The sequence below is a fragment of the Streptomyces sp. MGP-P1 genome, from assembly GCF_057766565.1.
In genome coordinates this window covers 1,458,403-1,482,586 of sequence record NZ_JBYMEM010000007.1, presented here as the reverse complement: position 1 = coordinate 1,482,586, position 24,184 = coordinate 1,458,403, and the positions used below count along the sequence as shown (strand labels likewise).

General features: G+C 70.8%; 19 protein-coding genes and 1 pseudogene. 1 reads left to right on the top strand and 19 read right to left on the bottom strand.

Going from position 1 to position 24,184, the window contains the following annotated elements:
* Nucleotides 1-48 precede the first annotated feature (48 nt).
* The 4 genes and pseudogenes from AC3CH1_RS28130 to AC3CH1_RS28115 form a co-directional block, all read right to left on the bottom strand.
* Nucleotides 49-534: a GNAT family N-acetyltransferase gene (locus tag AC3CH1_RS28130; protein ID WP_488465464.1), complete on the bottom strand. Its 486-nt coding sequence runs from the start codon at nucleotides 532-534 to the stop codon at nucleotides 49-51.
* Nucleotides 531-1,471, bottom strand: a pseudogene (locus tag AC3CH1_RS28125) (RluA family pseudouridine synthase). Before AC3CH1_RS28125 ends, AC3CH1_RS28130 begins: the two are co-directional and overlap by 4 nt.
* A gap of 43 nt (nucleotides 1,472-1,514) precedes the next feature.
* Nucleotides 1,515-2,105, bottom strand: a complete 591-nt coding sequence (gene lspA / locus AC3CH1_RS28120) for a signal peptidase II (protein ID WP_488465463.1) — start codon at nucleotides 2,103-2,105, stop codon at nucleotides 1,515-1,517.
* Between the two features lie 58 nt (nucleotides 2,106-2,163).
* Complete coding sequence (locus AC3CH1_RS28115) at nucleotides 2,164-2,895, bottom strand: TraR/DksA family transcriptional regulator (RefSeq protein WP_488465462.1); 732 nt, start codon at nucleotides 2,893-2,895, stop codon at nucleotides 2,164-2,166.
* Between the two features lie 563 nt (nucleotides 2,896-3,458).
* Between AC3CH1_RS28115 and ileS the strand changes: the two genes are divergently transcribed.
* Nucleotides 3,459-6,602, top strand: coding sequence for an isoleucine--tRNA ligase (gene ileS / locus AC3CH1_RS28110; protein WP_488465461.1), 3,144 nt, complete (start codon nucleotides 3,459-3,461; stop codon nucleotides 6,600-6,602).
* A 576-nt stretch (nucleotides 6,603-7,178) separates the two neighbouring features.
* On the opposite strand, the gene AC3CH1_RS28105 is transcribed toward ileS, so the two are convergent.
* From AC3CH1_RS28105 to ftsL, 15 genes are all read right to left on the bottom strand, one after another.
* Entirely contained in the window at nucleotides 7,179-8,336 is a 1,158-nt protein-coding gene (locus tag AC3CH1_RS28105) for a DivIVA domain-containing protein (protein ID WP_488465460.1), read from the bottom strand.
* A gap of 49 nt (nucleotides 8,337-8,385) precedes the next feature.
* Nucleotides 8,386-8,670 carry a YggT family protein gene (locus AC3CH1_RS28100; protein WP_006123846.1) on the bottom strand — a complete coding sequence of 95 codons (285 nt, stop codon included), beginning with the start codon at nucleotides 8,668-8,670 and terminating at the stop codon, nucleotides 8,386-8,388.
* A gap of 90 nt (nucleotides 8,671-8,760) precedes the next feature.
* On the bottom strand, nucleotides 8,761-9,384 hold the full coding sequence (locus tag AC3CH1_RS28095; protein ID WP_018957487.1) for a cell division protein SepF: 624 nt from the start codon (nucleotides 9,382-9,384) through the stop codon (nucleotides 8,761-8,763).
* A 125-nt stretch (nucleotides 9,385-9,509) separates the two neighbouring features.
* The gene (locus AC3CH1_RS28090; RefSeq protein ID WP_488465459.1) at nucleotides 9,510-10,229 is read right to left on the bottom strand and encodes a YggS family pyridoxal phosphate-dependent enzyme; all 720 of its coding nucleotides are present in this window, start codon (nucleotides 10,227-10,229) and stop codon (nucleotides 9,510-9,512) included.
* A gap of 6 nt (nucleotides 10,230-10,235) precedes the next feature.
* Nucleotides 10,236-10,976 (bottom strand): peptidoglycan editing factor PgeF, encoded by a 741-nt coding sequence (gene pgeF, locus AC3CH1_RS28085; protein WP_488465458.1) that lies wholly within the window; start codon nucleotides 10,974-10,976, stop codon nucleotides 10,236-10,238.
* Nucleotides 10,973-12,196 carry a cell division protein FtsZ gene (gene ftsZ, locus AC3CH1_RS28080; protein WP_403758115.1) on the bottom strand — a complete coding sequence of 408 codons (1,224 nt, stop codon included), beginning with the start codon at nucleotides 12,194-12,196 and terminating at the stop codon, nucleotides 10,973-10,975. Before ftsZ ends, pgeF begins: the two co-directional genes overlap by 4 nt.
* Before the next feature lie 276 nt (nucleotides 12,197-12,472).
* A complete protein-coding gene (locus AC3CH1_RS28075) occupies nucleotides 12,473-13,267 on the bottom strand; it encodes a cell division protein FtsQ/DivIB (protein WP_488465457.1) in 795 nt (264 codons plus the stop codon).
* A 61-nt stretch (nucleotides 13,268-13,328) separates the two neighbouring features.
* Entirely contained in the window at nucleotides 13,329-14,417 is a 1,089-nt protein-coding gene (gene murG, locus AC3CH1_RS28070) for an undecaprenyldiphospho-muramoylpentapeptide beta-N-acetylglucosaminyltransferase (RefSeq protein ID WP_007451369.1), read from the bottom strand.
* Nucleotides 14,418-14,423: 6 nt separating this feature from the next.
* The gene (ftsW, locus tag AC3CH1_RS28065; protein WP_488465456.1) at nucleotides 14,424-15,869 is read right to left on the bottom strand and encodes a putative lipid II flippase FtsW; all 1,446 of its coding nucleotides are present in this window, start codon (nucleotides 15,867-15,869) and stop codon (nucleotides 14,424-14,426) included.
* 65 nt (nucleotides 15,870-15,934) lie between these two features.
* A complete protein-coding gene (gene murD, locus AC3CH1_RS28060) occupies nucleotides 15,935-17,380 on the bottom strand; it encodes a UDP-N-acetylmuramoyl-L-alanine--D-glutamate ligase (RefSeq protein ID WP_488465455.1) in 1,446 nt (481 codons plus the stop codon).
* Nucleotides 17,362-18,432, bottom strand: coding sequence for a phospho-N-acetylmuramoyl-pentapeptide-transferase (gene mraY / locus AC3CH1_RS28055; RefSeq protein ID WP_265602151.1), 1,071 nt, complete (start codon nucleotides 18,430-18,432; stop codon nucleotides 17,362-17,364). The genes murD and mraY overlap by 19 nt, the downstream gene beginning before the upstream one ends.
* On the bottom strand, nucleotides 18,429-19,850 hold the full coding sequence (locus tag AC3CH1_RS28050) for a UDP-N-acetylmuramoyl-tripeptide--D-alanyl-D-alanine ligase (RefSeq protein ID WP_488465454.1): 1,422 nt from the start codon (nucleotides 19,848-19,850) through the stop codon (nucleotides 18,429-18,431). Before AC3CH1_RS28050 ends, mraY begins: the two co-directional genes overlap by 4 nt.
* Before the next feature lie 4 nt (nucleotides 19,851-19,854).
* Nucleotides 19,855-21,573 carry a UDP-N-acetylmuramoyl-L-alanyl-D-glutamate--2,6-diaminopimelate ligase gene (locus AC3CH1_RS28045; RefSeq protein ID WP_488465453.1) on the bottom strand — a complete coding sequence of 573 codons (1,719 nt, stop codon included), beginning with the start codon at nucleotides 21,571-21,573 and terminating at the stop codon, nucleotides 19,855-19,857.
* A 40-nt stretch (nucleotides 21,574-21,613) separates the two neighbouring features.
* Nucleotides 21,614-23,602 (bottom strand): peptidoglycan D,D-transpeptidase FtsI family protein, encoded by a 1,989-nt coding sequence (locus AC3CH1_RS28040; RefSeq protein ID WP_488465452.1) that lies wholly within the window; start codon nucleotides 23,600-23,602, stop codon nucleotides 21,614-21,616.
* A gap of 4 nt (nucleotides 23,603-23,606) precedes the next feature.
* Complete coding sequence (gene ftsL, locus AC3CH1_RS28035; protein ID WP_488465451.1) at nucleotides 23,607-24,170, bottom strand: cell division protein FtsL; 564 nt, start codon at nucleotides 24,168-24,170, stop codon at nucleotides 23,607-23,609.
* Between the last annotated feature and the right edge of the window lie 14 nt (nucleotides 24,171-24,184).

Genomic DNA, 24,184 nt, shown 5'->3' with positions numbered 1-24,184 from the left:
CTGCCACGCGGGGTGCGCGATTCGGCCGATACCCCCCGCTACCAGGACTCAGGCCGGGCGGATCTCCCGCCGCATGGCCCGGTGCGGCATGCCCGCGTCGGGGAACTCGGGGCCGTACGCGACATATCCCAGCCGCTCGTAGAAGCCGAGGGCGTGCGTCTGGGCGTGCAGGTCGACGGCGGCCAGGCCCAGCGCCCGCGCCTCGTCCTCGATGGCCCGTACGAGGGCGGCGCCGACCCCGAGGCCACGGGCCTCCCGGCTGACGGCGAGCCGGCCCAGCGAGCCGACGGCCGGGTCGCCGCCGGTCTTCCCGGCCGCGTCCGCGCCGTGCAGCAGCCGGCCCGTGCCGAGCGCGGTGCCGTCCGCCGCGACGGCCAGGACATGCGCCGCGGTCGCGTCGTAGACGTCGTACTCCAGCTCCTCGGGCACGTTCTGCTCGCCGACGAAGACCTCCTTGCGGACCTGGAAGCAGGCCTGGAGGTCGCTCTCCTCGACGGCCCTGCGGGTGCTGTACGGGGCGGGGACCGCGGTCACTGACTCTCCGCCGAGATCGTGTCGAGGGCGTGCTGGAGGTCGGCCGGGTAGGTGCTGGAGAACTCCACCCAACTGCCGTCGCTCGGGTGCTCGAAGCCCAGGCGCACGGCGTGCAGCCACTGGCGGGTCAGCCCGAGGCGCTTGGCCAGGGTCGGGTCCGCGCCGTAGGTGAGGTCGCCGACGCAGGGGTGGCGGTGGGCGGACATGTGGACCCGGATCTGGTGGGTGCGGCCGGTCTCCAGCTTGATGTCGAGGAGGCTGGCGGCGCGGTAGGCCTCGATCAGGTCGTAGTGGGTCACCGAAGGCTTGCCCTCGGCGGTGACCGCCCACTTGTAGTCGTGGTTGGGGTGGCGCCCGATGGGGGCGTCGATGGTGCCGCTCATGGGGTCCGGGTGGCCCTGGACGAGCGCGTGGTACTTCTTGTCGACGACCCGGTCGCGGAACTGGGCCTTGAGCAGGGTGTAGGCGCGCTCGGACTTGGCGACGACCATCAGGCCGGAGGTGCCGACGTCGAGGCGGTGGACGACGCCCTGGCGCTCGGCGGCGCCGGACGTCGAGATCCGGTAGCCGGCGGCGGCGAGGCCGCCGATGACGGTGGTGCCGGTCCAGCCGGGGCTGGGGTGGGCGGCGACGCCGACCGGCTTCATGATGACGACGATGTCGTCGTCGTCATGGACGATCTCCATGCCCTCGACGGGCTCGGCGACGATCTGGACGGGAGCGGGTGCCCCCGGCATCTCCACTTCCAGCCAGGCGCCCCGTGGACCCGCTCGGACTTCCCGGCCACCGAACCGTCCACCTGGACCTTCCCGGCTGCGGCCAGCTCGGCGGCCTTGGTGCGGGAGAAACCGAACATCCGGGAGATGGCGGCGTCGACGCGCTCGCCTTCCAGGCCGTCCGGTACGGGCAGGGTGCGGATCTCGGGGTGCGTACTCACCTGTCGAGTATGCCTTGCGCCCGCAGGTCCCCGCGCCGGACGGTCAGTCCTTGTGCACGGTCCCGTCGGGGTCCAGGCCCTTGAAGGAGAGGATCACGATGAGGATGCCGCCGCAGACGATGGCGGAGTCGGCGAGGTTGAAGACGGCGAAGTGCTTGGGGGCGATGAAGTCCACCACCGCGCCCTCGAACGCGCCGGGCGCCCGGAAGATCCGGTCGGTGAGGTTGCCGAGCGCACCACCCAGGAGGAGGCCCAGGGCGATGGCCCACGGCAGGCTGTAGAGCTTGCGGGCCAGCCGGATGATCACCACGATCACCCCGGAGGCGATGATGGTGAAGATCACCGTGAACGCCTCGCCGATCCCGAACGCGGCGCCCGCGTTCCGGATCGCCCGGAACTGGAGCCAGTCGCCGATGATGTCGATCGGCGGCTGGTGCTCCAGCTTCGCGACCACGATCATCTTGGTGACCAGATCCAGCAGATAGGCCACGACGGCCACGCTCAGGAGAACGAGGACCTTCCGCTTGCCCCTGCCCGCGTTCACGGCCGCGTCGGCGGCCGTGCCGCCGCCTTCGTCCGTGCCCTCGGCCTCGGGATCGTCCGGCGTACCGATGATGCGCTCCGCCTCTGCCACGTGAGTCCCTCAACCTAGGTGCCTGCCTGAGGATGAGGGTACGACACACCTGTGCGGATCAGCCGCGCCGCTCCTGCTTCTGCTTGTCCTCGACGCACAGGGTGGCCCGGGGGAAGGCCTGCATCCGCGCCTTGCCGATCGGTTTGCCGCAGACCTCGCAGAGCCCGTACGTCCCCGCCTCCAGCCTGGCGAGCGCCCGCTCGGTCTGCTCCAGCGTCTCCTGGGCGTGGGCGGCCAGCGACAGCTCGTGCTCGCGGGTGATGTTCTTGGTGCCGGTGTCGGCCTCGTCGTCGCCCGCACCGTCGCCGGAGTCCCGCATCAGCCCGGCGAGCGCCGCACCGGAGGCCTCCAGCTCGCTGCGGAGCCGCAGCGTCTCGCTCGTCAGCAGGGTGCGCGCCTCGGTGACCTCCTCCGGCGTCCAGGGGTCCTCCCCGGGCCGGACGGCCAGCTCGTCGGGGGCGGCGGCGCGGGCCGGCGGCACGGGGGCCGTGGCCTGTGCGCCTGCTGCGGGACGACTCGCGCTCTTCTTGGCTACCACCGTGTGGGCTCCCGTCTGCTCGGCGGCCCGTGCCGCCTCCGTGGCCTTCTCCGAGGCCTTCTTGGCCGCGCTCTTCTTGGCGGTGCTCTTCTCGGCGGCGGTTTTCCTCGCCGTCGTCTTCTTCGCGGACGCCTTCTTGGCGGCGGCCTTCTTCGCCGTGCTCCTCGCGGGCGCGGGCGCCCGCTCGGCCGGCGACTCGTGGCTGCCGTCGTGCTCGGCCGCGGTCTCTTCCGCCGTCTTCTTCGCCACCATGGCCGCGGCCCCTTCACATATTGTGATCTTGCTCGCGAGTCGTGCTGGGACGATAAATCGACTCCAGCCCCGCGGCAACGGGGCACGCCGCCTTCTCGCCCCTCCCCGTGTCCGGTCGTGGCGCGCCTGCCTCCGTTGTTCCCAGCTCCCCGTCCGGTAATCCGGCCCTCGGGCCCCGCCGGGAAGTCCTTGTACCCCGTCCCGCCACCCGGGTCACGCCCTTGAGCCGTGGATAACCGGTCGGCCGTCGCCCGTACGGGCCCGTACACTGGCCCCAGCGAGAGGCTTGGATGGGACGAGTAGCGTCGTACGCAGCCAGAAGCGACCCGGGGACGGTGGGAGCCCGGGGGCGAGCGCGCCGTGAAGATCACCCCGGAGCCGCCGGAAGAACGCCTTGACCGATGGGCCCCGCCCACCGACGCAAGGCCACTAGACCCGGCGTCGCGACCCCAATGAGGGGGCCACGGGCCTGCGCCCGGGGCCAAGGAGGGTGGTACCGCGGGAGCCGAGACGCTCTCGTCCCTCCGACGGAAGTGGAAGACGTCCGCCGGAGGAAGCCGCACATGACATCGCCGCAGTACCGCCAGGTACCCGCCCAGGTCGACCTGCCCGCGCTCGAACACGCCGTGCTCGACTTCTGGCGCGAGAGCAAGGTCTTCGCCAAGAGCCTGGAGCAGTCCGAGGGCCGCCCCGAGTGGGTCTTCTACGAGGGTCCGCCCACCGCCAACGGCATGCCGGGCGCCCACCACATCGAGGCCCGCGTCTTCAAGGACGTCTTCCCCCGCTTCCGCACCATGCAGGGCTACCACGTCGGCCGCAAGGCCGGCTGGGACTGCCACGGCCTGCCGGTCGAGCTCGCGGTCGAGAAGGAACTGGGCTTCAACGGCAAGAAGGACATCGAGGCGTTCGGCATCGCCGAGTTCAACGCCAAGTGCCGTGAGTCGGTGACCCGGCACACCGACGCGTTCGCCGAGCTGACGACCCGCATGGGCTACTGGGTCGACCTGGACGACGCGTACCGCACGATGGACCCGGAGTACGTGGACTCCGTGTGGTGGTCGCTCAAGGAGATCTTCAACAAGGACCTGCTGGTCCAGGACCACCGCGTCGCCCCCTGGTGCCCGCGCTGCGGCACCGGCCTGTCCGACCACGAGCTGGCCCAGGGTTACGAGACGGTCGTCGACCCCTCGGTATTCGTCCGCTTCCCCCTCACCTCGGGCCCGCTGGCCGGTGAGGCGGCCCTCCTGGTCTGGACGACCACCCCCTGGACCCTGGTCTCCAACACGGCGGTCGCCGCCCACCCCGAGGTCCGCTACGTCGTCGCGACGGACGGCGAGGAGAAGCTCGTCGTCGCCGAGCCGCTCCTGGAGAAGGCCCTCGGCGAGGGCTGGGAGGTGACGGGCCAGTCGTTCACCGGTGCGGAGATGGAGCGCTGGAGCTACGAGCGCCCCTTCACCCTGGTCGACTTCCCCGCGGAAGCCCACTACGTCGTGAACGCCGAGTACGTCACGACCGAGGACGGTACGGGTCTGGTCCACCAGTCCCCCGCGTTCGGCGCCGACGACCTCGCGGTCTGCCGTGCGTACGGCCTGCCGGTGGTCAACCCGGTCCGACCGGACGGCACGTTCGAGGAAGACCTCCCCCTGGTAGGCGGCGTCTTCTTCAAGAAGGCCGACGAGGCGCTCACCGCGGACCTGGACGCGCGCGGCAAGCTCTTCCGCCACGTCCCGTACGAGCACAGCTACCCGCACTGCTGGCGCTGCCACACGGCGCTGCTCTACTACGCGCAGCCGTCCTGGTACATCAGGACGACGGCGATCAAGGACCGGCTCCTCGAGGAGAACGAGAAGACCAACTGGTTCCCGGACTCGGTCAAGAACGGCCGCTTCGGCGACTGGCTGAACAACAACGTCGACTGGGCGCTCTCCCGCAACCGCTACTGGGGCACGCCGCTGCCGATCTGGCGCTGCGAGGACGACCACCTCACCTGCGTGGGCTCACGCGCCGAACTGACGGAACTCACGGGCACCGACCAGTCAGCCCTCGACCCGCACCGCCCGTTCATCGACGAGATCACCTTCACCTGCACGCAGGAGAACTGCCAACTGGAGGCCTACCGCGTCCCGGAGGTCATCGACGCCTGGTACGACTCGGGTTCGATGCCGTTCGCGCAGTGGGGCTACCCGTACAAGAACAAGGAAGTCTTCGAGAGCCGCTACCCGGCGCAGTTCATCTCGGAGGCCATCGACCAGACCCGCGGCTGGTTCTACACGCTGATGGCGGTCGGCACCCTGGTCTTCGACAAGTCGAGTTACGAGAACGTCGTCTGCCTGGGCCACATCCTCGCCGAGGACGGCCGCAAGATGTCCAAGCACCTGGGCAACATCCTCCAGCCGATCCCGCTGATGGACCAGCACGGGGCGGACGCGGTGCGGTGGTTCATGGCGGCGGGCGGCTCCCCGTGGGCGGCACGGCGCGTGGGCCACGGCACGATCCAGGAGGTCGTGCGCAAGACGCTCCTCACCTACTGGAACACGGTCGCCTTCCAGGCCCTGTACGCGCGCACGTCGGGCTGGGCCCCCTCGGAGGCCGACCCGGCCCCGGCGGACCGCACGGTCCTGGACCGCTGGCTGCTGAGCGAACTGAACGCGCTGGTCGACCAGATGACCCTCGCGATGGACGGCTACGACACCCAGCGCGCCGGCAAGCTGCTCTCGGCGTTCGTGGACGACCTCTCCAACTGGTACGTACGCCGCTCGCGCCGCCGCTTCTGGCAGGGCGACAAGGCGGCGCTGCGCACGCTGCACGAGGTCGTCGAGACGGTGACCCGGCTGATGGCCCCGCTGACCCCGTTCATCACCGAGCGGGTCTGGCAGGACCTGGTGGCGCCGGTCACTCCCGACGCCCCGGAGTCGGTCCACCTGTCCTCCTGGCCGAAGGCCGACCTCTCTTCGATCGACCCGACGCTCTCCACGCAGATGGCGCTGGTGCGCCGCCTGGTGGAGCTGGGCCGGGCCACGCGCGCCGAGTCGGGCGTGAAGACCCGTCAGCCGCTGTCGCGTGCGCTGGTGGCGGCGACGGGCTTCCCGGGCCTCTCCCCCGAACTGCGCGCGCAGATCACGGAGGAGCTGAACGTCACATCGCTGGCCTCGCTCTCGGAGGTGGGCGGCTCCCTGGTCGACACGACGGCGAAGGCCAACTTCCGCGCCCTGGGCAAGCGGTTCGGCAAGGGCGTCCAGGCGGTGGCCAAGGCGGTGGCGAACACGGACGCGGCCGCGCTGTCCATGGCCCTGCGCGAGGGCACGGCATCGGTGGAGGTCGAGGGCGAGCGGATCACCCTCTCCCCCGACGAGGTCATCATCACGGAGACCCCGCGTGAGGGCTGGTCGGTCGCCTCGGACTCGGGCGCGACGGTCGCCCTGGACCTGGAGATCACCCCGGAACTGCGCCGCGCGGGCCTGGCCCGTGACGCGATCCGCCTGATCCAGGAGGCCCGCAAGAACAGCGGCCTGGACGTCGCGGACCGCATCGCCGTCCGCTGGACCTCGACGTCCCCGGCAACGGTGGAGGCGCTCACCGAGCACACCCCGCTGATCTCCGAGGAGGTGCTCGCCCTGGACTACGCGGAGGGCGAGGCGGACGAGAGTTACGGCGAGGTGTTCGAGGACGAGAGCCTGGAGCTCACGTTCCGCCTGCGCAAGCGGTAGCGGTAGCCCGCAGCACCAGAGGGGCCCGCCGGAACGGATTCCGGCGGGCCCTTCCGCGTACCCCCTCAGGAGCTCCGCCCCCGAACCCCCGCGCCTCAAGCGCCGGCGAGGCTGCAAGATGTCCTCAATCGCCGGACGGGCTGGGTCGATCAGCCCCTCCGGCGGTTGAGGAGCGGGGTCCGGGGCAGCGCCCCGAATTCCAGCCCGCCCGGCGCTTGAGGGCAGAGGGGCCCGGGGCAGCGCCCCGCTCTCCAGCCCCTCCGGCGATTGAGGAGCGGGGTCCGGGGCAGCGCCCCGAATTGCAGCCCGCCCGGCGCTTGAGGGCAGAGAAGCCCGAGGCAGCGCCCCGAGTTCCAGCCCGCCCGGCGCTTGAGGGCAGAGGGGTCCGGGGCAGCGCCCCGGTTTCGGGAAGGGGCGGGGCGGGGAACAGGCCCGCCGCAGGCGCCCCACCCGCACCCGGCAGACGCGGCCCCGGCAGACGCGGCCGGGCCCACGCCAAAGGGCCGGGCCCCGGGGATTCCCCGGGGCCCGGCCCTCTGCCTGCCGACGGCTACGCGCTCAGCGAGCGCGAACCGCTCAGTTGTCGTCCTCGTCGATCAGGAACCCGCGCATCGGCGAAGGCGCCTGCTGCATCGGCTGCGGCGCCTGCGGCCGCACCGGCGCCATCGGCTGCGTCATCGCGGGCGACATCTGCTGCTGGCCACCGTAGGACGGCGCGCCGCCCATCGTGGACGGGCCGCCACCCATCTGCTGGCCGCCGTGGCCACCGTGGTTGGAGCCGCCCATGGAGTGACCCATCGCACCCGCACCGGCCGGGGCCAGCGAGGGGGACGGCGGCAGCGAAGCGGCTGCCGGAGTCCGTGCCGGGGCGAGCGAGTCGTCCGCCTGGGTCTCCAACTGACGCAGCTGGCTCTCCAGGTAGGACTTCAGCCGCGTGCGGTACTCGCGCTCGAAGCCACGCAGGTCCTCGACCTTGCGCTCCAGCGTCGCGCGGGCCGACTCCAGCGAGCCCATCGCCACGCGGTGCTTCTCCTGCGCGTCCCGCTCCAGAGCGTCGGCCTTGGCACGCGCGTCGCGCTCCAGACCCTCGGCGCGGCTGCGCGCCTCGCCGACGATCTTGTTGGCCTCGGAACGGGCCTCCGCGATCGCCTGGTCGGCGGTCTGCTGGGCGAGCGAGAGGACACGCGCGGCGCTGTCGCCACCGGGGCCCTGCCCCTGCTGCTGCATCTGCGGCGGCTGCATCTGCTGCATCTGCTGCTGCTGGGGGTGCTGACCCATGGGGCCACCCTGCATCGGGCCGCCCATGGGACCGCCCTGCATCGGGCCGGGGCCGTGCGGGCCCTGCGGACCGGGACCATGGCCGCCCTGGGGGCCGTGGCCACTGGGACCTGCGGGCAGCTGCGGCGCGCCGCCGGGCAGTTGGGGCGGACCCATCTGCGGGGGCTGCTGCTGCTGCGGCGGTCCTGATATGGCGGCGGGAACGGGCGCACCCGGGCGATCCTGCTGCTCCGGAGGCTTGCGCATACCCTGCTGCTGCTGTTGCTGCTGGTTCTGCGCGGCGGCACGCGTCGCGGCGGCCAGCTTGGCGCGCAGGTCCTCGTTCTCGCGGAGCAGACGGGTCAGCTCCGATTCGACCTCGTCGAGAAAGGCATCGACCTCGTCCTCGTCATAGCCTTCTCGGAGGCGGACGGTCGTGAACTGCTTGTTCCGCACGTCCTCGGGGGTCAACGGCATCTCTTCTTCACCTCTACGTAGTCGTCGGCAGTCGGCAAGACCGTATCGCTCACAACCTGACCACAACGCTGATCAGGATGTAGACGATGATCATCAGAACGAAGAAGGACAGGTCGAGTGCCACGCCCCCGAGACGCAGCGGCGGAATGAACCGCCGCAGAAGCTTGAGCGGTGGATCGGTGACAGTGTAGGTGGCCTCAAGTACGACCACCATCGCCTTGCCGGGTTGCCATGAACGTGCGAACTGGAAGACATAGTCCATGACCAGCCGGAAGATCAGCACGATGAGGAAACACATCAGCGCGATATAGACCACATCCAGTGCGACGCCCATGTCCCGCGGTTCCCTCTCCCTGGCTCTCGTCAGCTCCGGCCTCGTGGCCGGCACCGGCCTCTCGGCCGGGTTGTTCCCGGTGTCGTGTTCTCAGCTCTGGTTGAAGAATCCGCCCTCTGCGATGCGGGCCTTGTCCTCCGCCGTGACATCGACGTTAGCAGGCGACAACAGGAACACCTTCTGCGTCACGCGTTCAATGCTGCCATGGAGACCGAAGACGAGTCCCGCGGCAAAGTCGACAAGTCGCTTCGCGTCCGTGTCGTCCATCTCCGTGAGATTCATGATCACCGGAGTGCCCTCACGGAAGTGTTCCCCGATGGTACGGGCCTCGTTGTAGGTCCTGGGGTGCAGCGTGGTGATGCGGTACGGCTCCCGCTCGGACACGACCTTGGGCATGATCACCGGTGCGTTCTTCTCCATGTTCGGGCGTTCAGGTGTGATGGATGCCACGGGCGCGATCCGGGCGGGTCGCACGCTTTCCGCGGGGAGCTGAACCGGCTCGCGCTGGGCGGGCGGTTGCACTACTCGTACCGGTTCGTCCCTTTCGCGCTCGCGTTCCCGCTCCACCTGGTGGGGGGGCTGATGCCGCCGCCGATCACGCTCGGGCTCCGGCTCAGGTTCGAATTCGTCATCGGGGTCGAACCCCGGACCGTCGTACCCATCGTCCTCCACGAGGCCGAGGTAGACCGCCATCTTGCGCATCGCGCCGGCCATGCTCCGAGTCCTCCGCTCTGTGGTGGATCGGCATTCGTCACCAAGTGCCCGCGATCCACTGTGGTCTGCCCGCTGTGAGCGGTAATGACCATATTTTCTGCTGTGGTCCGACTTGCTTCGCGACGTTACCCGAGCCGGGGTCGGACTCCGAGTACCGCCGTACCGACGCGTACATGTGTCGCTCCGGCCGCCACCGCGTCCTCCAGGTCCCCGCTCATACCTGCGGAGACCATGTTCGCAGTCGGATGACCTGCGCGCAGGCGGGATGAGATTTCCAACAGCCGGTCGAACGCGGCTCGTCGCCGGCCGGCGTACTCCCCGGCGAGCGGCGCCACGGTCATCAGCCCGTCGAGCCGGAGTCCGTCGGCCGCGCCGATCGCGGCCGCCAACTCCTCGATCCCGTCCGGCGCGACGCCACCGCGCTCTCCGCGCTCACCGCTCTCCGCGTCCAGGGCGACCTGGATCAGGCAGCCGAGCTCACGCTCCCCACGCACCGCGGCGGCGGAGAGGGCGGTGACCAGCTTGGCGCGGTCCACCGACTGCACGATATCGGCATAACTGGTCACAGAACGAACCTTGTTCGTCTGCAATTGCCCGACAAAGTGCCATGTCAGCGAAAGATCCGCGCAAGCGGCGGCTTTGGGGGCGGCGTCCTGGTCACGATTCTCCGCGACATGGCGTACACCGAGTTCATGCAGGATCCGCACATCGCTCGCGGGGTAGGTCTTGGTGACCACGATCAGGGTCACTTCCTCGCGCTTGCGGCCGGCCGCGGCGCAGGAGGAGACGATCCTTTCCTCCACCTGTGCCAGATTCGCCGCGAGTTCAGTCTTACGATCCGTCATGCCCTATCAGTCCAACCAGACATATCCGGCGAGCCGCCCGGTGGTGCGGTCGCGGCGGTACGAGAAGTGGTCGCCCGATTCCAGGGTGCAGTACGGCGAGGAGTGCCGGTCCGTCACCCCGAGGGCGGTGAGCTGGGCGTGGACTCCGCCGGTGACGTCGACCGCCGGGGTTCCCCAGCTGGTCTCGGACCAGGTGCCGGGTACGGCCTCGGCGACCTCGGCCCGCATCGCCTCCGGCACTTCGTAGCACCGTCCGCAGACGGCCGGTCCGGTGTGCGCGGTGATCCGGGAAGGGTGTGCGCCGAGCGCGACCATGGCCTCGACCGCCGCCGGAACGACTCCGGCGACCAGTCCCGGCCGCCCGGCGTGCGCCGCCCCGACGACCCCGGCGACCGGGTCGGCGAGAAGAACGGGAGTGCAGTCGGCGGTGAGGACCGCGAGCGCCAGGCCGCGCCGGGCGGTCACCACCGCGTCCACGGCCGGAATCTCCGCGTCCGCACCCCAGGGCCCGTCCACCACCGCGACGTCCCGGCCGTGCACCTGGTTCATCCAGACGACGTGGGCCGGGTCGAGACCGAGGCGCCTGGCCGCGCGCTCCCGGTTCGCGCCGACGGCGGCGGGGTCGTCGCCGACCGCGCCGCCGAGGTTGAGCTCACCGTACGGAGCTGCGCTCACTCCGCCCCACCGGTCGGTGAAGGCAAAATGAGCGCTGCCCGTGACGGGTGCCGCCCGGTGCTGGGTTATCACTTCAAGAAGTCCGGAACATCCAGCTCTTCGGCCTGGGTGTCCTGGTAGGGACGGGCCGGCGGGACGTGCGGCGGCGAGACCGGCCCGAGCGCGCTCTCGCTCGAAGCCGACGCGGGGGCGGGCTCGGCCGGAGCCGGGCTCTCCTCGCGCGGAGGTACGGACCCGAGTCCGCCCGTCGGGCGCGTGGACTCGGCGGAGGACCTGGCCGGGGCGGCCGGCTCCTCGCGCTTGTTGCTGTTCGCGCCGAGGACGTTCTCCCGGCGGGCCGGCGGCTGTCCGCCGTCGAAGCCCGCCGCGATCACGGTGACCCGCACCTCGTCGCCCAGGGCGTCGTCGATGACGGCGCCGAAGATGATGTTGGCCTCGGGGTGCGCGGCCTCGCTCACCAGTTGGGCGGCCTCGTTGATCTCGAAGAGACCGAGGTCGCTGCCGCCGGAGATGGAGAGGAGGACACCGCGGGCACCGTCGATGGAGGCTTCCAGGAGCGGCGAGGAGATCGCCATCTCCGCGGCCGCCACCGCGCGGTCGTCGCCGCGCGCCGAGCCGATGCCCATGAGCGCCGATCCGGCCTCGGACATGACCGACTTGACGTCGGCGAAGTCGAGGTTGATCAGACCCGGGGTGGTGATGAGGTCGGTGATGCCCTGGACGCCCGAGAGCAGCACCTGGTCGGCCGACTTGAACGCGTCGAGCACGCTGACCTGGCGGTCCGAGATGGACAGCAGACGGTCGTTGGGAATGACGATGAGGGTGTCGACCTCTTCGCGGAGCTCGGCGATGCCGTCCTCCGCCTGGTTCGCGCGTCGCCGGCCCTCGAAGGTGAACGGGCGGGTGACCACGCCGATCGTCAGGGCGCCGAGCGAGCGCGCGATGTTGGCGACGACGGGTGCGCCGCCGGTGCCGGTGCCGCCGCCTTCTCCGGCGGTGACGAAGACCATGTCGGCCCCCTTGAGGACCTCCTCGATCTCCTCACGGTGGTCCTCTGCCGCCTTACGACCGACGGCCGGGTTCGCCCCGGCGCCGAGGCCCCGGGTGAGTTCGCGGCCGACGTCGAGCTTGACGTCGGCGTCGCTCATCAACAGGGCTTGTGCGTCCGTGTTGATCGCGATGAACTCGACGCCCTTGAGACCGACCTCGATCATTCGGTTGATGGCATTGACACCACCGCCGCCGACACCGATGACCTTGATGACTGCGAGGTAGTTCTGCGGTGCTGCCACGTCGAAGGCCTCTCGCCTCGAGTTACGTGTCGTCGCTCTGCGGTAGCTCCGCGGCGACGACTGATGTCGATGGGGACGGTCCGAACGCCGACCCAAACCCTAACGTTGAAGTTTAGGGTTACCAGTGTGTCTGCTTCCTGGACTCTTCCGAACAGGACACTAAGTCGACAAGTGGCGCACGTTCAACGAACACGCCGAACCTCCCGTTTTTCTTTTCACCCTATGTGATCACCCGTAGCGCTGACCAACCAGGGTGCTGGCCAGCGCAAATACCCGTCAACTCGTTGATACCGCCGGGGCGGTGGGAGCGCTTACGTCGAACTGTCCCGCTTTGGGTGCCGCTTTCATGAGTGCGATGAGGACGCGCGCCTTCACCACCCCGTCTTCACCACTCCCCCAGGTCACCACACGGTCCCGGGTGAGCAGCAAGGAGATCGCATCGTACGAGGTGACCCGTACGACCTCGGTGTCCTCGGCCACACCTGCCGGAAGGTCGCCGGCGACCCGGACCGCTTCCCGCAACAGACCGTCACCGCCGAAGCGGCGAAGGCTCGGGGACGGTTCGGGAGTCAGCTCCAGCAGGGGCACGCCCTTCGGCGCCTTGTCCACGGTGGCGAAGCGCACGCCCTCGGCGTCCACTTCCACGAACGCGCCGCCCTTCTCGACCAGCAGGACCGGCTTCCGTTCGGTCACCTTAAGGCCGATGCCGTCCGGCCAGGACCGAACGACATCAACTGTGTCGATACGAGGCAACTTCTGGCGCAACCGGCGCTCCATGGCGCCGATGTCCACGGAGACCAGCGGGGCGCCGATCGGGGTGGCGGCAACCGCTTCCACTTCTTCGCGGGTCAGTACCTCGACGCCGCTCGTGCTGACCTTCTCGACACGGAGCCAGGAGGAGCCGTAGAGCACCCAGATCACGAACGCGGCGAGCAGGGCGACCGCGACGCCGATCAGGATCAGCAGGGTGCGGCGGCCGATCCGGGGCCCCTCCGGGTCGCTGTGCGGCGGACCGGCGGGGGTGTCCGCCCGCCCGGGTGCGCCGCGCTGGGCGGTCGTCGGTCCGGCCACGCTCGCTCCTTCGACGGACCCGGGCGCCCGCCCCGGGTCCGCACCGCATCGCGCCGGGCGCCTAGCGGCGCGCGGCAATCGCTTCGTACACCATGCCGACGAGCAGGTCGTCGGCGTCGCGCCGGCCGAACTCGGCTGCGGCGCGGGACATTTCGTACAGCCGGTGGGGGTCCGACAGTACCGGCAGGACGTTGCCCTGCACCCACTCCGGGGTGAGGGCCGCGTCGTCCACCAGGAGGCCGCCGCCGGCGTTGACCACCGGCTGGGCGTTGAGCCGCTGTTCGCCGTTGCCGATGGGCAGCGGGACGTAGGCGGCGGGGAGCCCGACGGCGGAGAGCTCGGCGACGGTCATCGCGCCCGCGCGGCAGAGCATCATGTCGGCCGCGGCGTACGCGAGGTCCATCCGGTCCACGTACGGTACCGGGATGTAGGGCGGCATCCCGGGCATGTTGTCGATGCGCGGCAATTCGTTCTTCGGGCCGACCACATGGAGGATCTGGATCCCGGAGCGCTGGAGCAGCGGCGCGACCCGCTGGACCACCTCGTTGAGGTGGCGCGCGCCCTGCGAGCCGCCGGAGACCAGCAGCGTGGGCAGGTTGGGGTCGAGTCCGAAGGAGGCGCGGGCCTCCGGGCGGACCCGGGCGCGATCCAGGGTGGCGATGGTGCGGCGCAGCGGGATGCCGATGTAGCGGGCGCCCCGCAGCTTGCTGTCGGGGGTGGAGACGGCGACCCCGTGGGCGTACCGCGAGCCGATCTTGTTGGCCAGGCCCGGGCGGGCGTTGGCCTCGTGGACCACGATCGGCACACCGGCCCGCTTGGCCGCCAGGTAGCCGGGCAGCGCGACGTAGCCGCCGAAGCCGACCACGCAGTCCGCCTTGGTGCGCTCCAGGATCTGCTCGGCGGCCTTGATGGTGCCGCGCAGCCGGCCCGGGACGGTGATCAGTTCGGGTGTGGGCTTACGGGGCAGCGGCACGGCGGGAATGAGCGCCAGCTCGTACCCCCGCTCGGGCACGAGCCTGGTCTCCAGTCCGCGTTCCGTGCCGAGGGCAGTGATTCCCACGGTCGGGTCCTGCCTGCGCAGGGCGTCTGCGAGGGCAAGCGCGGGCTCGATGTGTCCGGCGGTCCCCCCGCCGGCGAGTACGACATGCACCGAAATTCACCGCTCTCCGGACGGACGCTTCTTGACGCGCCGTCTCATCGTCTTCCATCTCACCCCGGGCTTCCGCATGGCCAGGGCCGCCTTGGCGGCGGGGTCCTCCCGTGCGAAGGCGATCATCAGCCCGACCGCGAACATCGTCGGCAGCAGGGCCGACCCCCCGTAGGAGAACAGCGGGAGCGGCACCCCGGCGATCGGCAACAGGCCGAGCACCGCACCGATGTTGATCACGGCCTGGGCCGTGATCCACGTGGTCACGCCTCCCGCGGCAAACCTCACGAAGGGGTCCTCCGTGCGTCCGGCCACGCGGATACCCGCATAGCCTAGGGCCGCGAACAGGGCGAGCACGGACAGCGTCCCCGCCAGACCCAGTTCCTCACCGGTGATGGCGAAGATGAAGTCGGTGTGAGGTTCCGGGAGTTGACCCCATTTTTCCACACTCGCACCCAGTCCGGAACCGAACCATCCGCCGGACGCCAGAGCATAGATCCCGTGTGCGGCCTGCCAGCAGCCGCCCTCCGGATCGGGCTCGCTCACGCCCATGCAGGCGAGCCGGGACATCCGGTTCGGGCTCATCCTGATCAGCAGGAACGCGATGACGGCGGCGAAGCCGAGCACCCCGGCGAACAGCCGGGTGGGAGCGCCCGCCAGCCAGAGCAGACCGAACAGGATCGCCGTGAGAATGATCGCGGTTCCCATGTCGCCGCCGAGCATGATCAGTCCGAGCAGCATGAAGGCGACCGGCACGAGCGGCACGAGCATGTGCTTCCACTGCGCCAGCAACCGCTTGTCCTGCTTGCGGGCCAGCAGGTCCGCCCCCCACAGGATGAGGGCCAGCTTGCCGAACTCGCTGGGCTGGAGCTGGAACGGGCCGCCCAGGTAGAGCCAGTTCTGGTTGCCGTTGACCGACATCCCTATCCCCGGCACCTGGACCAGGACCATCAGGAAGACGGTGACCATCAGCATCGGGTAGGCCAGCGCCCGGTGGAGCTTCACCGGCATCCGGGCGGCGATCAGCATCAGCGTGCCACCGATGACGGCGGCGAGGAACTGCTTGCCGAAGAAGTAGGTCGCGGGCTTGCTGATGTCCAGCGCCTTGATCATCGAGGCGGAGTAGACCATCACCAGGCCCAGCACCGTGATCAGGAGGCTGGAGCCCAGGATCACGTAGTAGGCGGTCAGGGGCCGGTCCCAGGCCCTTCGCGCCCGCTCGTAGGCGCGGCGGGGCCCACCGCCGCGCCCGGTGCGCGGGGGGCGGGGTCCCGAGCCGCCGCGTCCGGAGCCGCGGGGCTTCTCGGGGCGCCGCGCTCCGGTGGCGAGACGCCCTCGCAGGGCGAGTCCGTCGGACAGGGGTACTCCGGAGGGGGCGGGGGTCGCGGTGAGGGGGCGGGGAACCGAGGCCCGCGCGCGGTCCCGCCGTACGGCGAATCTCTCGTCGGCCGGCATTGTCGCTGTCCCCTCCACTGCTCGTGCCCGGGGGCCGTGAACCCCGGGCGCGGAGGCCCGGTCGGTCAGGCGCTCTCGTCGGCGCGTGCGCGGACCGCGTCCGCGAACGCCTCGCCCCGCTTGTTGTAGTTGGTGAACATGTCCATCGAGGCGCAGGCCGGGGCCAGCAGTACCGTATCGCCCGGCCGGGCGAGCTCGGCCGCCCGCGCGACCGCTTCGGACATCGCCCCAGTGTCGGTCCGGTCGAGGTCGACCACCGGGACTTCGGGGGCGTGTCGCGTCAGGGCTTCGTGGATCAGCGCCCGGTCGGCGCCGATCAGCACGACCCCGCGCAGCCGCTTCGCCGCGCCGGTGACCAGCTCGTCGAACGTGGCGCCCTTCGCCAGTCCGCCCGCGATCCAGACGATCGAGTCGTAGGCGGCGAGGGAGGCCTCGGTGGCATGGGTGTTGGTGGCCTTCGAGTCGTCCACGTAGGCGACTTCGCCGATGTCCGCGACGTGTTCGATGCGGTGGGCGTCCGGCCGGAAGGCGCGCAGTCCGTCGCGGACCGCCGCCGGTTCCACGCCGAAGGCGCGGGCGAGGGCGGCGGCGGCGAGTGCGTTGGCGATGTTGTGCGGGGCCGGCGGGTTGACGTCGGTGACCTCGGCCAGTTCCTGGGCCTGCTTCTGGCGGTTGGCGACGAACGCCCGGTCGACGAGGATGCCGTCGACCACGCCGAGCTGCGAGGGGCCGGGGGCGCCGAGGGTGAAGCCGATGGCCCGGCAGCCCTCTTCGACGTCCGCCTCGCGCACCAGGTCCTCGGTGGCCGGGTCGGCCGCGTTGTAGACGCAGGCGACCGTGTTGCCCTCGTAGACGCGGCCCTTGTCGGCGGCGTACGCCTCCATCGAGCCGTGCCAGTCGAGGTGGTCCGGGGCCAGGTTGAGGACGGCTGCGGAGTGGGCGCGCAGGGAGGGCGCCCAGTGCAGCTGGTAGCTGGAGAGTTCGACGGCGAGGACGTCGTACTCGGTCTCACCGAGCACCGCGTCCAGCAGCGATACGCCGATGTTGCCGACGGCCGCGGTGCGCAGGCCCGCGGCCTGAAGGATCGAGGCCAGCATCCGTACGGTGGTGGTCTTGCCGTTGGTGCCGGTGACCGCGAGCCAGGGGGCGGCCTCGCGGCCGTTGGTCCCGCGCAGTCGCCAGGCCAGTTCGACGTCGCCCCAGACCGGGACGCCCGCCTCGGCGGCAGCCAGGAAGAGCGGCTTGTCCGGCTGCCAGCCGGGGGCGGTGACGACGAGTTCCGTGGACGGCGGCAGGGTCGCGCCGTCGCCGAGGCGCACGGTGACGCCGAGCGCCTCCAGTTCGGCCGCCTGCGCGCGGGCGCGCTCGTCGTCGCCGTCGTTGACGACGGTGACGAGCGCGCCGCGCTCGTGCAGGGCGCGGGCCGCGGGGATCCCGCTGACGCCGAGCCCGGCGACGGTGACGCGCTTGCCCTGCCAGTCCACGGTGCTGCTCACTTCTTGGCTGCCCATCCCGCGTAGAAGAGGCCGAGGCCGACGATCACGCACATGCCCTGGATGATCCAGAAGCGGACCACGACAAGGACCTCGGACCACCCCTTGAGTTCGAAGTGGTGCTGGAGCGGCGCCATCCGGAAGACCCGCTTGCCGGTCATCTTGAACGAACCGACCTGGATGACCACGGACATGGTGATCATCACGAAGAGGCCGCCGAGGATGGCGAGGAGGAACTCCGTGCGGGACAGGATCGCGAGACCCGCGAGGGCGCCGCCGAGGGCGAGCGAGCCGGTGTCGCCCATGAAGATCTTGGCGGGCGAAGTGTTCCACCAGAGGAAGCCGAAGCAGGCGCCCATCAGGGCGGCGGCGACGACGGCGAGGTCGAGCGGGTCGCGTACCTCGAAACAGGCGCTCGGGTTGGTCAGCTTGTCCGCGTTGGCGCAGGACTCCTGGAACTGCCAGAGGCCGATGAAGGTGTAGGCGCCGAAGACCATGACGGAGGCGCCGGTGGCCAGACCGTCGAGGCCGTCGGTGAGGTTCACGCCGTTGGACATGGCGAGGATCATGAACAGCGCCCAGACGCAGAAGAGCACCGGTCCGATCGACCAGCCGAAGTCCTCCACGAAGGAGAGCCGGTCGGAGGCCGGGGTGTTGCCCGCGGAGTTGGGGAACTGGAGCGAGAGCACCGCGAAGGCGATGCCGACGATCAGCTGTCCCGCCATCTTCGCCTTGGCCCGCAGACCGAGCGAACGCTGCTTGACGATCTTGATGTAGTCGTCGAGGAACCCGACGAGGCCCATGCCCGCCATGAGGAACAGCACGAGGACGCCGGAGTAGCGGATGTCCTCACCCGTGATGACCTTCGCGAGGAGGTACGCGATGATCGTCGCCGTGATGAAGGCGATGCCGCCCATCGTGGGCGTGCCCTGCTTGCTGCCGTGCGTGCGCGGGCCGTCGTCCCGGATGAACTGCCCGTATCCCTTGCGGGCCAGCAGCTTGATCAGCAGCGGAGTACCGACCAGGGTCAGGAAGAGCCCGATGGCCCCCGCGAAGAGGATCTGCCTCATCGGCCGGCGACCTCGCCCTCGGTCGAGTTCTCCAGCAGTGCCTGGGCGACCTTCTCCAGGCCGACCGACCGGGACGCCTTCACCAGCACGACGTCTCCCGGGCGCAGTTCACTGCGCAACAGGTCGACGGCCGCCTGTGCGTCGGACACGTGCACCGACTCCTCACCCCACGAACCCTCGTTATATGCGCCCAGTTGCAGCCAGGAGGCTTCTCTCCCCCCGACAGCGACGAGCTTGCTGACGTTGAGCCGGACGGCGAGCCGTCCGACCGCGTCGTGCTCGGCGAGCGACGCGTCACCGAGCTCGGCCATCTGACCGAGCACCGCCCAGGTGCGTCCCCCGTCGGCCCCTCGGGCCTGGCCCATGGCAGCCAGCGCACGCAGTGCGGCTCTCATGGATTCGGGGTTCGCGTTGTAGGCGTCGTTGACGACCGTCACACCGTCCCCGCGCTCGGTGACCTCCATGCGCCAGCGGGAGAGGGTGCCCGCCTCCGAGAGCGCCTCGGCGATCTCGGTCACGGACATGCCCAACTCATGGGCGACGGCGGCCGCGGCGAGCGCGTTCGACACGTGGTGCTCACCGTACAGGCGCATGGTCACGTCGCTGCACCCGGTGGGTGTGTGGAGCTCGAAGGCGGGCCGCCCGTCGGCGGTCATCCTGACCTTCTCGCCCCGTACGTCCGCTTCCGGGGCTTCTCCGAAGAGCAGGACGCGGGCCTTGGTGCGCGAGGCCATGGCGCGGACGAGCGGGTCGTCCGCGTTGAGCACGGCGCAGCCGTCCTCGGGCAGGACCTCGACCAGCTCGCCCTTGGCCTGGGCGATCGCCTCCCGGCTGCCGAACTCGCCGAGGTGCGCGGAGCCGACGTTCAGGACTAGGCCGATGCGGGGCGGGGTGAGGTTGGCCAGGTAGTGGATGTGGCCGACGCCGCGGGCCCCCATCTCCAGGACCAGGTGCTCGGTCTCGGCGGTGGCGGTCAGCGCCGTGACCGGCAGGCCGATCTCGTTGTTGAGGGAGCCGGGCGTCCAGACGGTCGGGCCCTTGCGCTGGAGGAGCTGCGCGATCAGGTCCTTGGTGGACGTCTTGCCGGCGGATCCGGTGAGTCCGACGACGGTGGTGCCGAGGCGTTCGACCACGGCACGGGCGAGGGCTCCGAGCGCGCCGACGACGTCGTCCACGACGATCGCCGGAACACCGACGGGGCGGGCCGCCAGGACGGCCGCGGCGCCCGCCTCGACGGCGCGCCGGGCGTAGTCGTGGCCGTCGACCCGTTCGCCGGCGAACGCGGCGAACAGGCTGCCTGGCGCGACCTCGCGGGAGTCGATGACGACGGGTCCGGTCACGGTGACTGCCGGATCCGGTATGTCGCACGACTGCCCGCCGACGATTTCGGCGATCTCGGCGAGGGAAAGGGTGATCACTTGGTCATCCCTGACTGTTGTTCTCGAGGTGAGGGGCGCGGTCCGGGGCGCCGGGGCGCGTCAGGGACCGCTCGATGGCTGCGTGCAGGATCTTGCGGTCGTCGAAGGCGCGTACCACCCCGTGGATGTCCTGGCCCTGTTCGTGCCCCTTGCCCGCGACGAGGACGGTGTCGCCCGCCTCCGCGCGGGCGACGGCGGCGGCGATGGCCGAGGCGCGGTCGGCGTCGACCAGGACGTCGCCGCGCTCGTGGACGGGCACTTCGGCGGCGCCGGAGAGCATCGCGGCGAGGATCGAGAGGGGGTCCTCGGAGCGGGGGTTGTCGGAGGTCAGCACGGCGGTGTCGGCGAGCCGGGCGGCTGCCGCGCCCATCGGGCCGCGCTTGGTGGTGTCGCGGTCGCCGCCGCAGCCGAGGACGATGTGCACCTTGCCCTCGGTGACCTTGCGCAGGGAGCGCAGTACGGACTCGACGGCGTCGGTCTTGTGCGCGTAGTCGACGACGGCGAGGTAGGGCTGCCCCGCGTCCACCCGCTCCAGCCGGCCGGGGACCCCGGGGACGGCCGCGATGCCGTCGGCGGCGGTCTGCGGGTCGACGCCCGCGACGGCCAGCGTGACGATGGCGGCAAGGGTGTTCGCGACGTTGAACGGGCCGGGCAGCGGGGCGCGGGCGGTGATCCGCTCGCCCTTCGGGCCGACGGCGGTGAAGGTACTGTCCTGCGGTCCGACCTCGACGTCCTCGGCGTGCCAGTCGGCGTCCGGGTGGCCCTCGGCGGAGAAGCTGGTGACCGGCACCCCGGACTCGGTCAGGAGCCTGCGGCCGTACTCGTCGTCGAAGTTGACGACGCCGCGGTGGCTGCGTTCGGGGGTGAACAGCTGGGCCTTGGCCTGGAAGTAGTCCTCCATGCCGGAGTGGAACTCCATGTGCTCCGGGCTGAGGTTGTTGAAGACGGCGACGTCGAAGACGCAGCCGTCGACCCGGCCGAGCACCAGGGCGTGGCTGGAGACCTCCATCGCGACGGCCTCGACGCCGCGTTCGCGCATGACGGCGAACAGGGCCTGGAGGTCGGTGGCTTCGGGGGTGGTGCGCTCGGACTTGATGCGCTCGTCGCCGATCCGCATCTCGACGGTGCCGATCAGCCCGGTGGGGCGTCCGGCGGCGCGCAGTCCGCCCTCGACGAGGTACGCGGTGGTGGTCTTGCCGGAGGTGCCGGTGATGCCGAGCTGGAGCAGGCCGATGCCGGGCCGCCCGTAGATGTCGGCGGCCAGCTCGCCCATGACGGCGCGCGGGTCCTCGGTGACCAGCACCGGCAGGCCGGTGGCCGCGGCGCGTTCGGCGCCGGCGGGGTCGGTGAGGACGGCGACGGCGCCGAGGCCGGCGGCCTGGGCCGCGAAGTCGGCGCCGTGGAAGCGGGCGCCGGGCAGGGCCGCGTACACATCGCCGGGTCGCACGGCCCGCGAGTCGTGGGTGATGCCGGTGACCTCACCGGTCCCGGCCGTTTCTACGCCGAGCCGGTCTGCCAGCTCGCCGAGAGGGGTGGGCCGGAGCCGGTCCGGTCGGGGCGCTCCCGGGTAGGTCACAGGCGCGTCCTTCTGAGAGGTTTGGGACTGATCAGCGTGGGGCACGGCGGTGAGCGTACCGGGCCGGTGCGGCGTCTCGCGAAGCGAGGGACCTTGGTTCCGGCGGTTCTCGTTCCGGTTCCCTGGATCGGGGGTGATGGTTGTCACTGAGGGTTCCCTTGGAGGAGATGCTCGCGCACCCCCGTGTTCACTCGCCGGGTGTGAAGGACACCGGCAGCCGGGGCGGCTCGCTGCCGGACGGTGGGGTCTGGAGCGTCTTGAGCGCGAACTCCATGACCTGCTTGTAGATCGGGCCGCAGATCTGGCCGCCGAAGTAGCTGCCCTTGGTGGGGTTCTGGATCGCGCAGTAGACGGTGACCTGTGGGTTGTCGGCAGGGGCGAAACCCGCGAAGGAGGCGGTGTAGCCCTTGTAGACGCCGCGGACGGGGTCGACGCGGTTGGCAGTGCCGGTCTTGCCCGCGACCCGGTAGCCGGGGATGGCGGCCTTGGTGCCGGTCCCTTCCCGGTCGTCGACGACGGACTCCAGCATCGTCGCCAGGGTCTTGGCGGTCTTCTCGCTGACCACCCGGTTCTCCTCGGGTGCCTCGGCGGCCGTGAAGCGCCCGTCGGAGCCCTTGGCGCCGCGTACGAGGGTGGGGGCGATCCGTACGCCGCCGTTGGCGATGGTGGAGTAGACCGAGGCGGCCTGGACGGCGTTGAGCGAGAGGCCCTGGCCGAAGGGGATCGTGTACTGCTGCGAGGTCGACCAGTCCTTGGGGTGGGCCAGCAGTCCCGGCGACTCCCCGGGGTAGCCGAGCCCGGTCTTGGAGCCGAGGCCGAACTTGCGCAGGTAGGAGTAGAGGACCTGGTTGGACTCCGCCTGGGTCCTGCCGAGCTGACCCGTCGCCAGGATGGTGCCGATGTTGCTGGATTTGGCGAGGACCCCGTTGAGCGTGAGGTACCAGGTGGGGTGGTCCACGTCGTCCTTGAAGAGCCGGTCGCCGCGGTGCAACCGGTTGGGGACGGTGACGTGGGTGCCGGGTGTGGCGGCCTTCTCCTCCAGTACGGCGGCCATGGACATGACCTTGCTGGTGGAGCCGGGCTCGTACACGTCCTGGAGGGCGGCGTTGCCGAGAGAGGCGGAGGTCGCCTGGGAGAGGTCGTTGGGGTCGTAGCCGGGGGCGTTGGCCATGGCCAACAGCTCGCCGGTCCGCGTGTTCTGCACGATGACGTAGCCGCGGTCGGCCTTGGACTTCTCGACCTGGTCGCTGATGGCCTTCTGGGCGGCCCACTGGATGTCGCGGTCGATGGTCAGCTCGATGTCGGAGCCGGGCACGGCCGGGATCTCGCTGCTGCCCGCGGTGGGGACCCGACGGCCGCCGGCCTGGGCGTAGCGGATCATGCCGTCCTCGCCCGCGAGTTCCTTGTCGAGCTGCGATTCGAGGCCGCCGCCGCCCTTGCCGTCGGCGCTGACGAATCCCAGTATCCCGGCGGCGAGATCCCCGTTGGGGTAGACGCGCTTGGTGGTGGGCACCTGGAGGACGCCGGCCAGGACGTCGGCTCCCGGACCACCCTTCAGCTTGTTCTCGTACGCCTTCTCGGCGAAGACGGACTTGAGGTCCTTGATCTGCTTCCAGACCTGGGGGGTCTGCCGGTAGGCGAGGACGGTGTAGCGGGACTTGGGCGCCGACAGCTTCTTGACGAGCTCGTCGACGTCCTTGCCGAGGATCGGGGCGAGCAGGGCCGCCGCCTGCTGGGGCGCGTCGGGGGCCTTGCTGTCCTCGGGCGTGAACATCTTCGGGTCGGCCGTGATGTTGTGCGCGTCCACGCTGGTGGCGAGCGCGACGCCCTTGCGGTCGGTGATCTCGCCGCGCTCGGCGGCGACCGTGTACTCCAGGTAGCGGTTCTTCTCCGCCTTGGCCGCGTACGCGCTGGCGTCGACGGCCTGGACCTGGAGCAGGCGGGCCACGAAGGCCAGCATGACCAGCGTCAGCCCGAGGCTGACGAGCCGCAGCCGGGGGCGGGGGCTGCCGAGGCGCAGGGAGCGCTGTGCGCCTGCGCGCGCGGTGGTGCGCCCCGGGGCGGAACGGGGTCGGCGGGCCGGTGGGCGCGCGCCGGAGCGGCCGGATCCTGATCCCCCGCTACGGGGGCGGGCCGGGCCGGGTACGCGCCGGCGCGGCGGTTCCTTGGGCGGCACTGCGTCACCTGCCGGGGCTCGTCGGGGGCGGGGTGCTCTCCGCCGCGGGGGCGGTTGCGGGGTAGGGCTCGGTCGCGGGGGCGGATCCGGAGGTTGAAGCGAAGCCGGAGGGCACGGCCGGGGCTCCGGCGGCGGGGGTCCCGGCGTCGGCCGGGACGCTGGGGCTCGGCGTGGGGCCGGGGCTCGGCGACGGCGGGGCGGTGGCCTCGGTGGGGTTGCCGCGGACCGTGCCGTCGGGGTTCAGGAAGGCGGGGCTGCCGCCGGGGACCATGCCCAGCTCCCGGGCCCGGCGTTCCAGGGCGTCGGGCTGGGAACGGCTGTCGACGTCACGCTGGAGCGCCTGCTGCTCGTCGGTGAGCTCGGTGGTGTCCCGCTTCAGCTCGCTGAGCCTGAACGATCCTTCGTTGAGCGCGGAGTTCAGCAGGAGCAGGGTGATGAGCCCGCTGCCCAGGAGCAGGACGACCAGCAGCACGAAGGGGGTGCGGGCCGCGGTGTTGGGCCCGGTGGACGGCATCAGCCGGGCGAGCCGCGCGGCCCGCCCCTTCAGCGGTGCGGCCGGTTTGCTCACCGCACGGCTCCCCT

Coding starts and splice junctions, on each gene's coding strand:
- mraY (WP_265602151.1), bottom strand. CDS start 18,432: ATGAGGCAGATCCTCTTCGCGGGGGCCATCGGGCTCTTCCTGACCCTG.
- AC3CH1_RS28100 (WP_006123846.1), bottom strand. CDS start 8,670: ATGGGCGTCGCACTGGATGTGGTCTATATCGCGCTGATGTGTTTCCTC.
- murD (WP_488465455.1), bottom strand. CDS start 17,380: ATGGGCAGCCAAGAAGTGAGCAGCACCGTGGACTGGCAGGGCAAGCGC.
- AC3CH1_RS28105 (WP_488465460.1), bottom strand. CDS start 8,336: ATGCCGTTGACCCCCGAGGACGTGCGGAACAAGCAGTTCACGACCGTC.
- AC3CH1_RS28090 (WP_488465459.1), bottom strand. CDS start 10,229: ATGACGGATCGTAAGACTGAACTCGCGGCGAATCTGGCACAGGTGGAG.
- AC3CH1_RS28115 (WP_488465462.1), bottom strand. CDS start 2,895: ATGGTGGCGAAGAAGACGGCGGAAGAGACCGCGGCCGAGCACGACGGC.
- AC3CH1_RS28095 (WP_018957487.1), bottom strand. CDS start 9,384: ATGGCCGGCGCGATGCGCAAGATGGCGGTCTACCTCGGCCTCGTGGAG.
- ileS (WP_488465461.1), top strand. CDS start 3,459: ATGACATCGCCGCAGTACCGCCAGGTACCCGCCCAGGTCGACCTGCCC.
- ftsW (WP_488465456.1), bottom strand. CDS start 15,869: ATGCCGGCCGACGAGAGATTCGCCGTACGGCGGGACCGCGCGCGGGCC.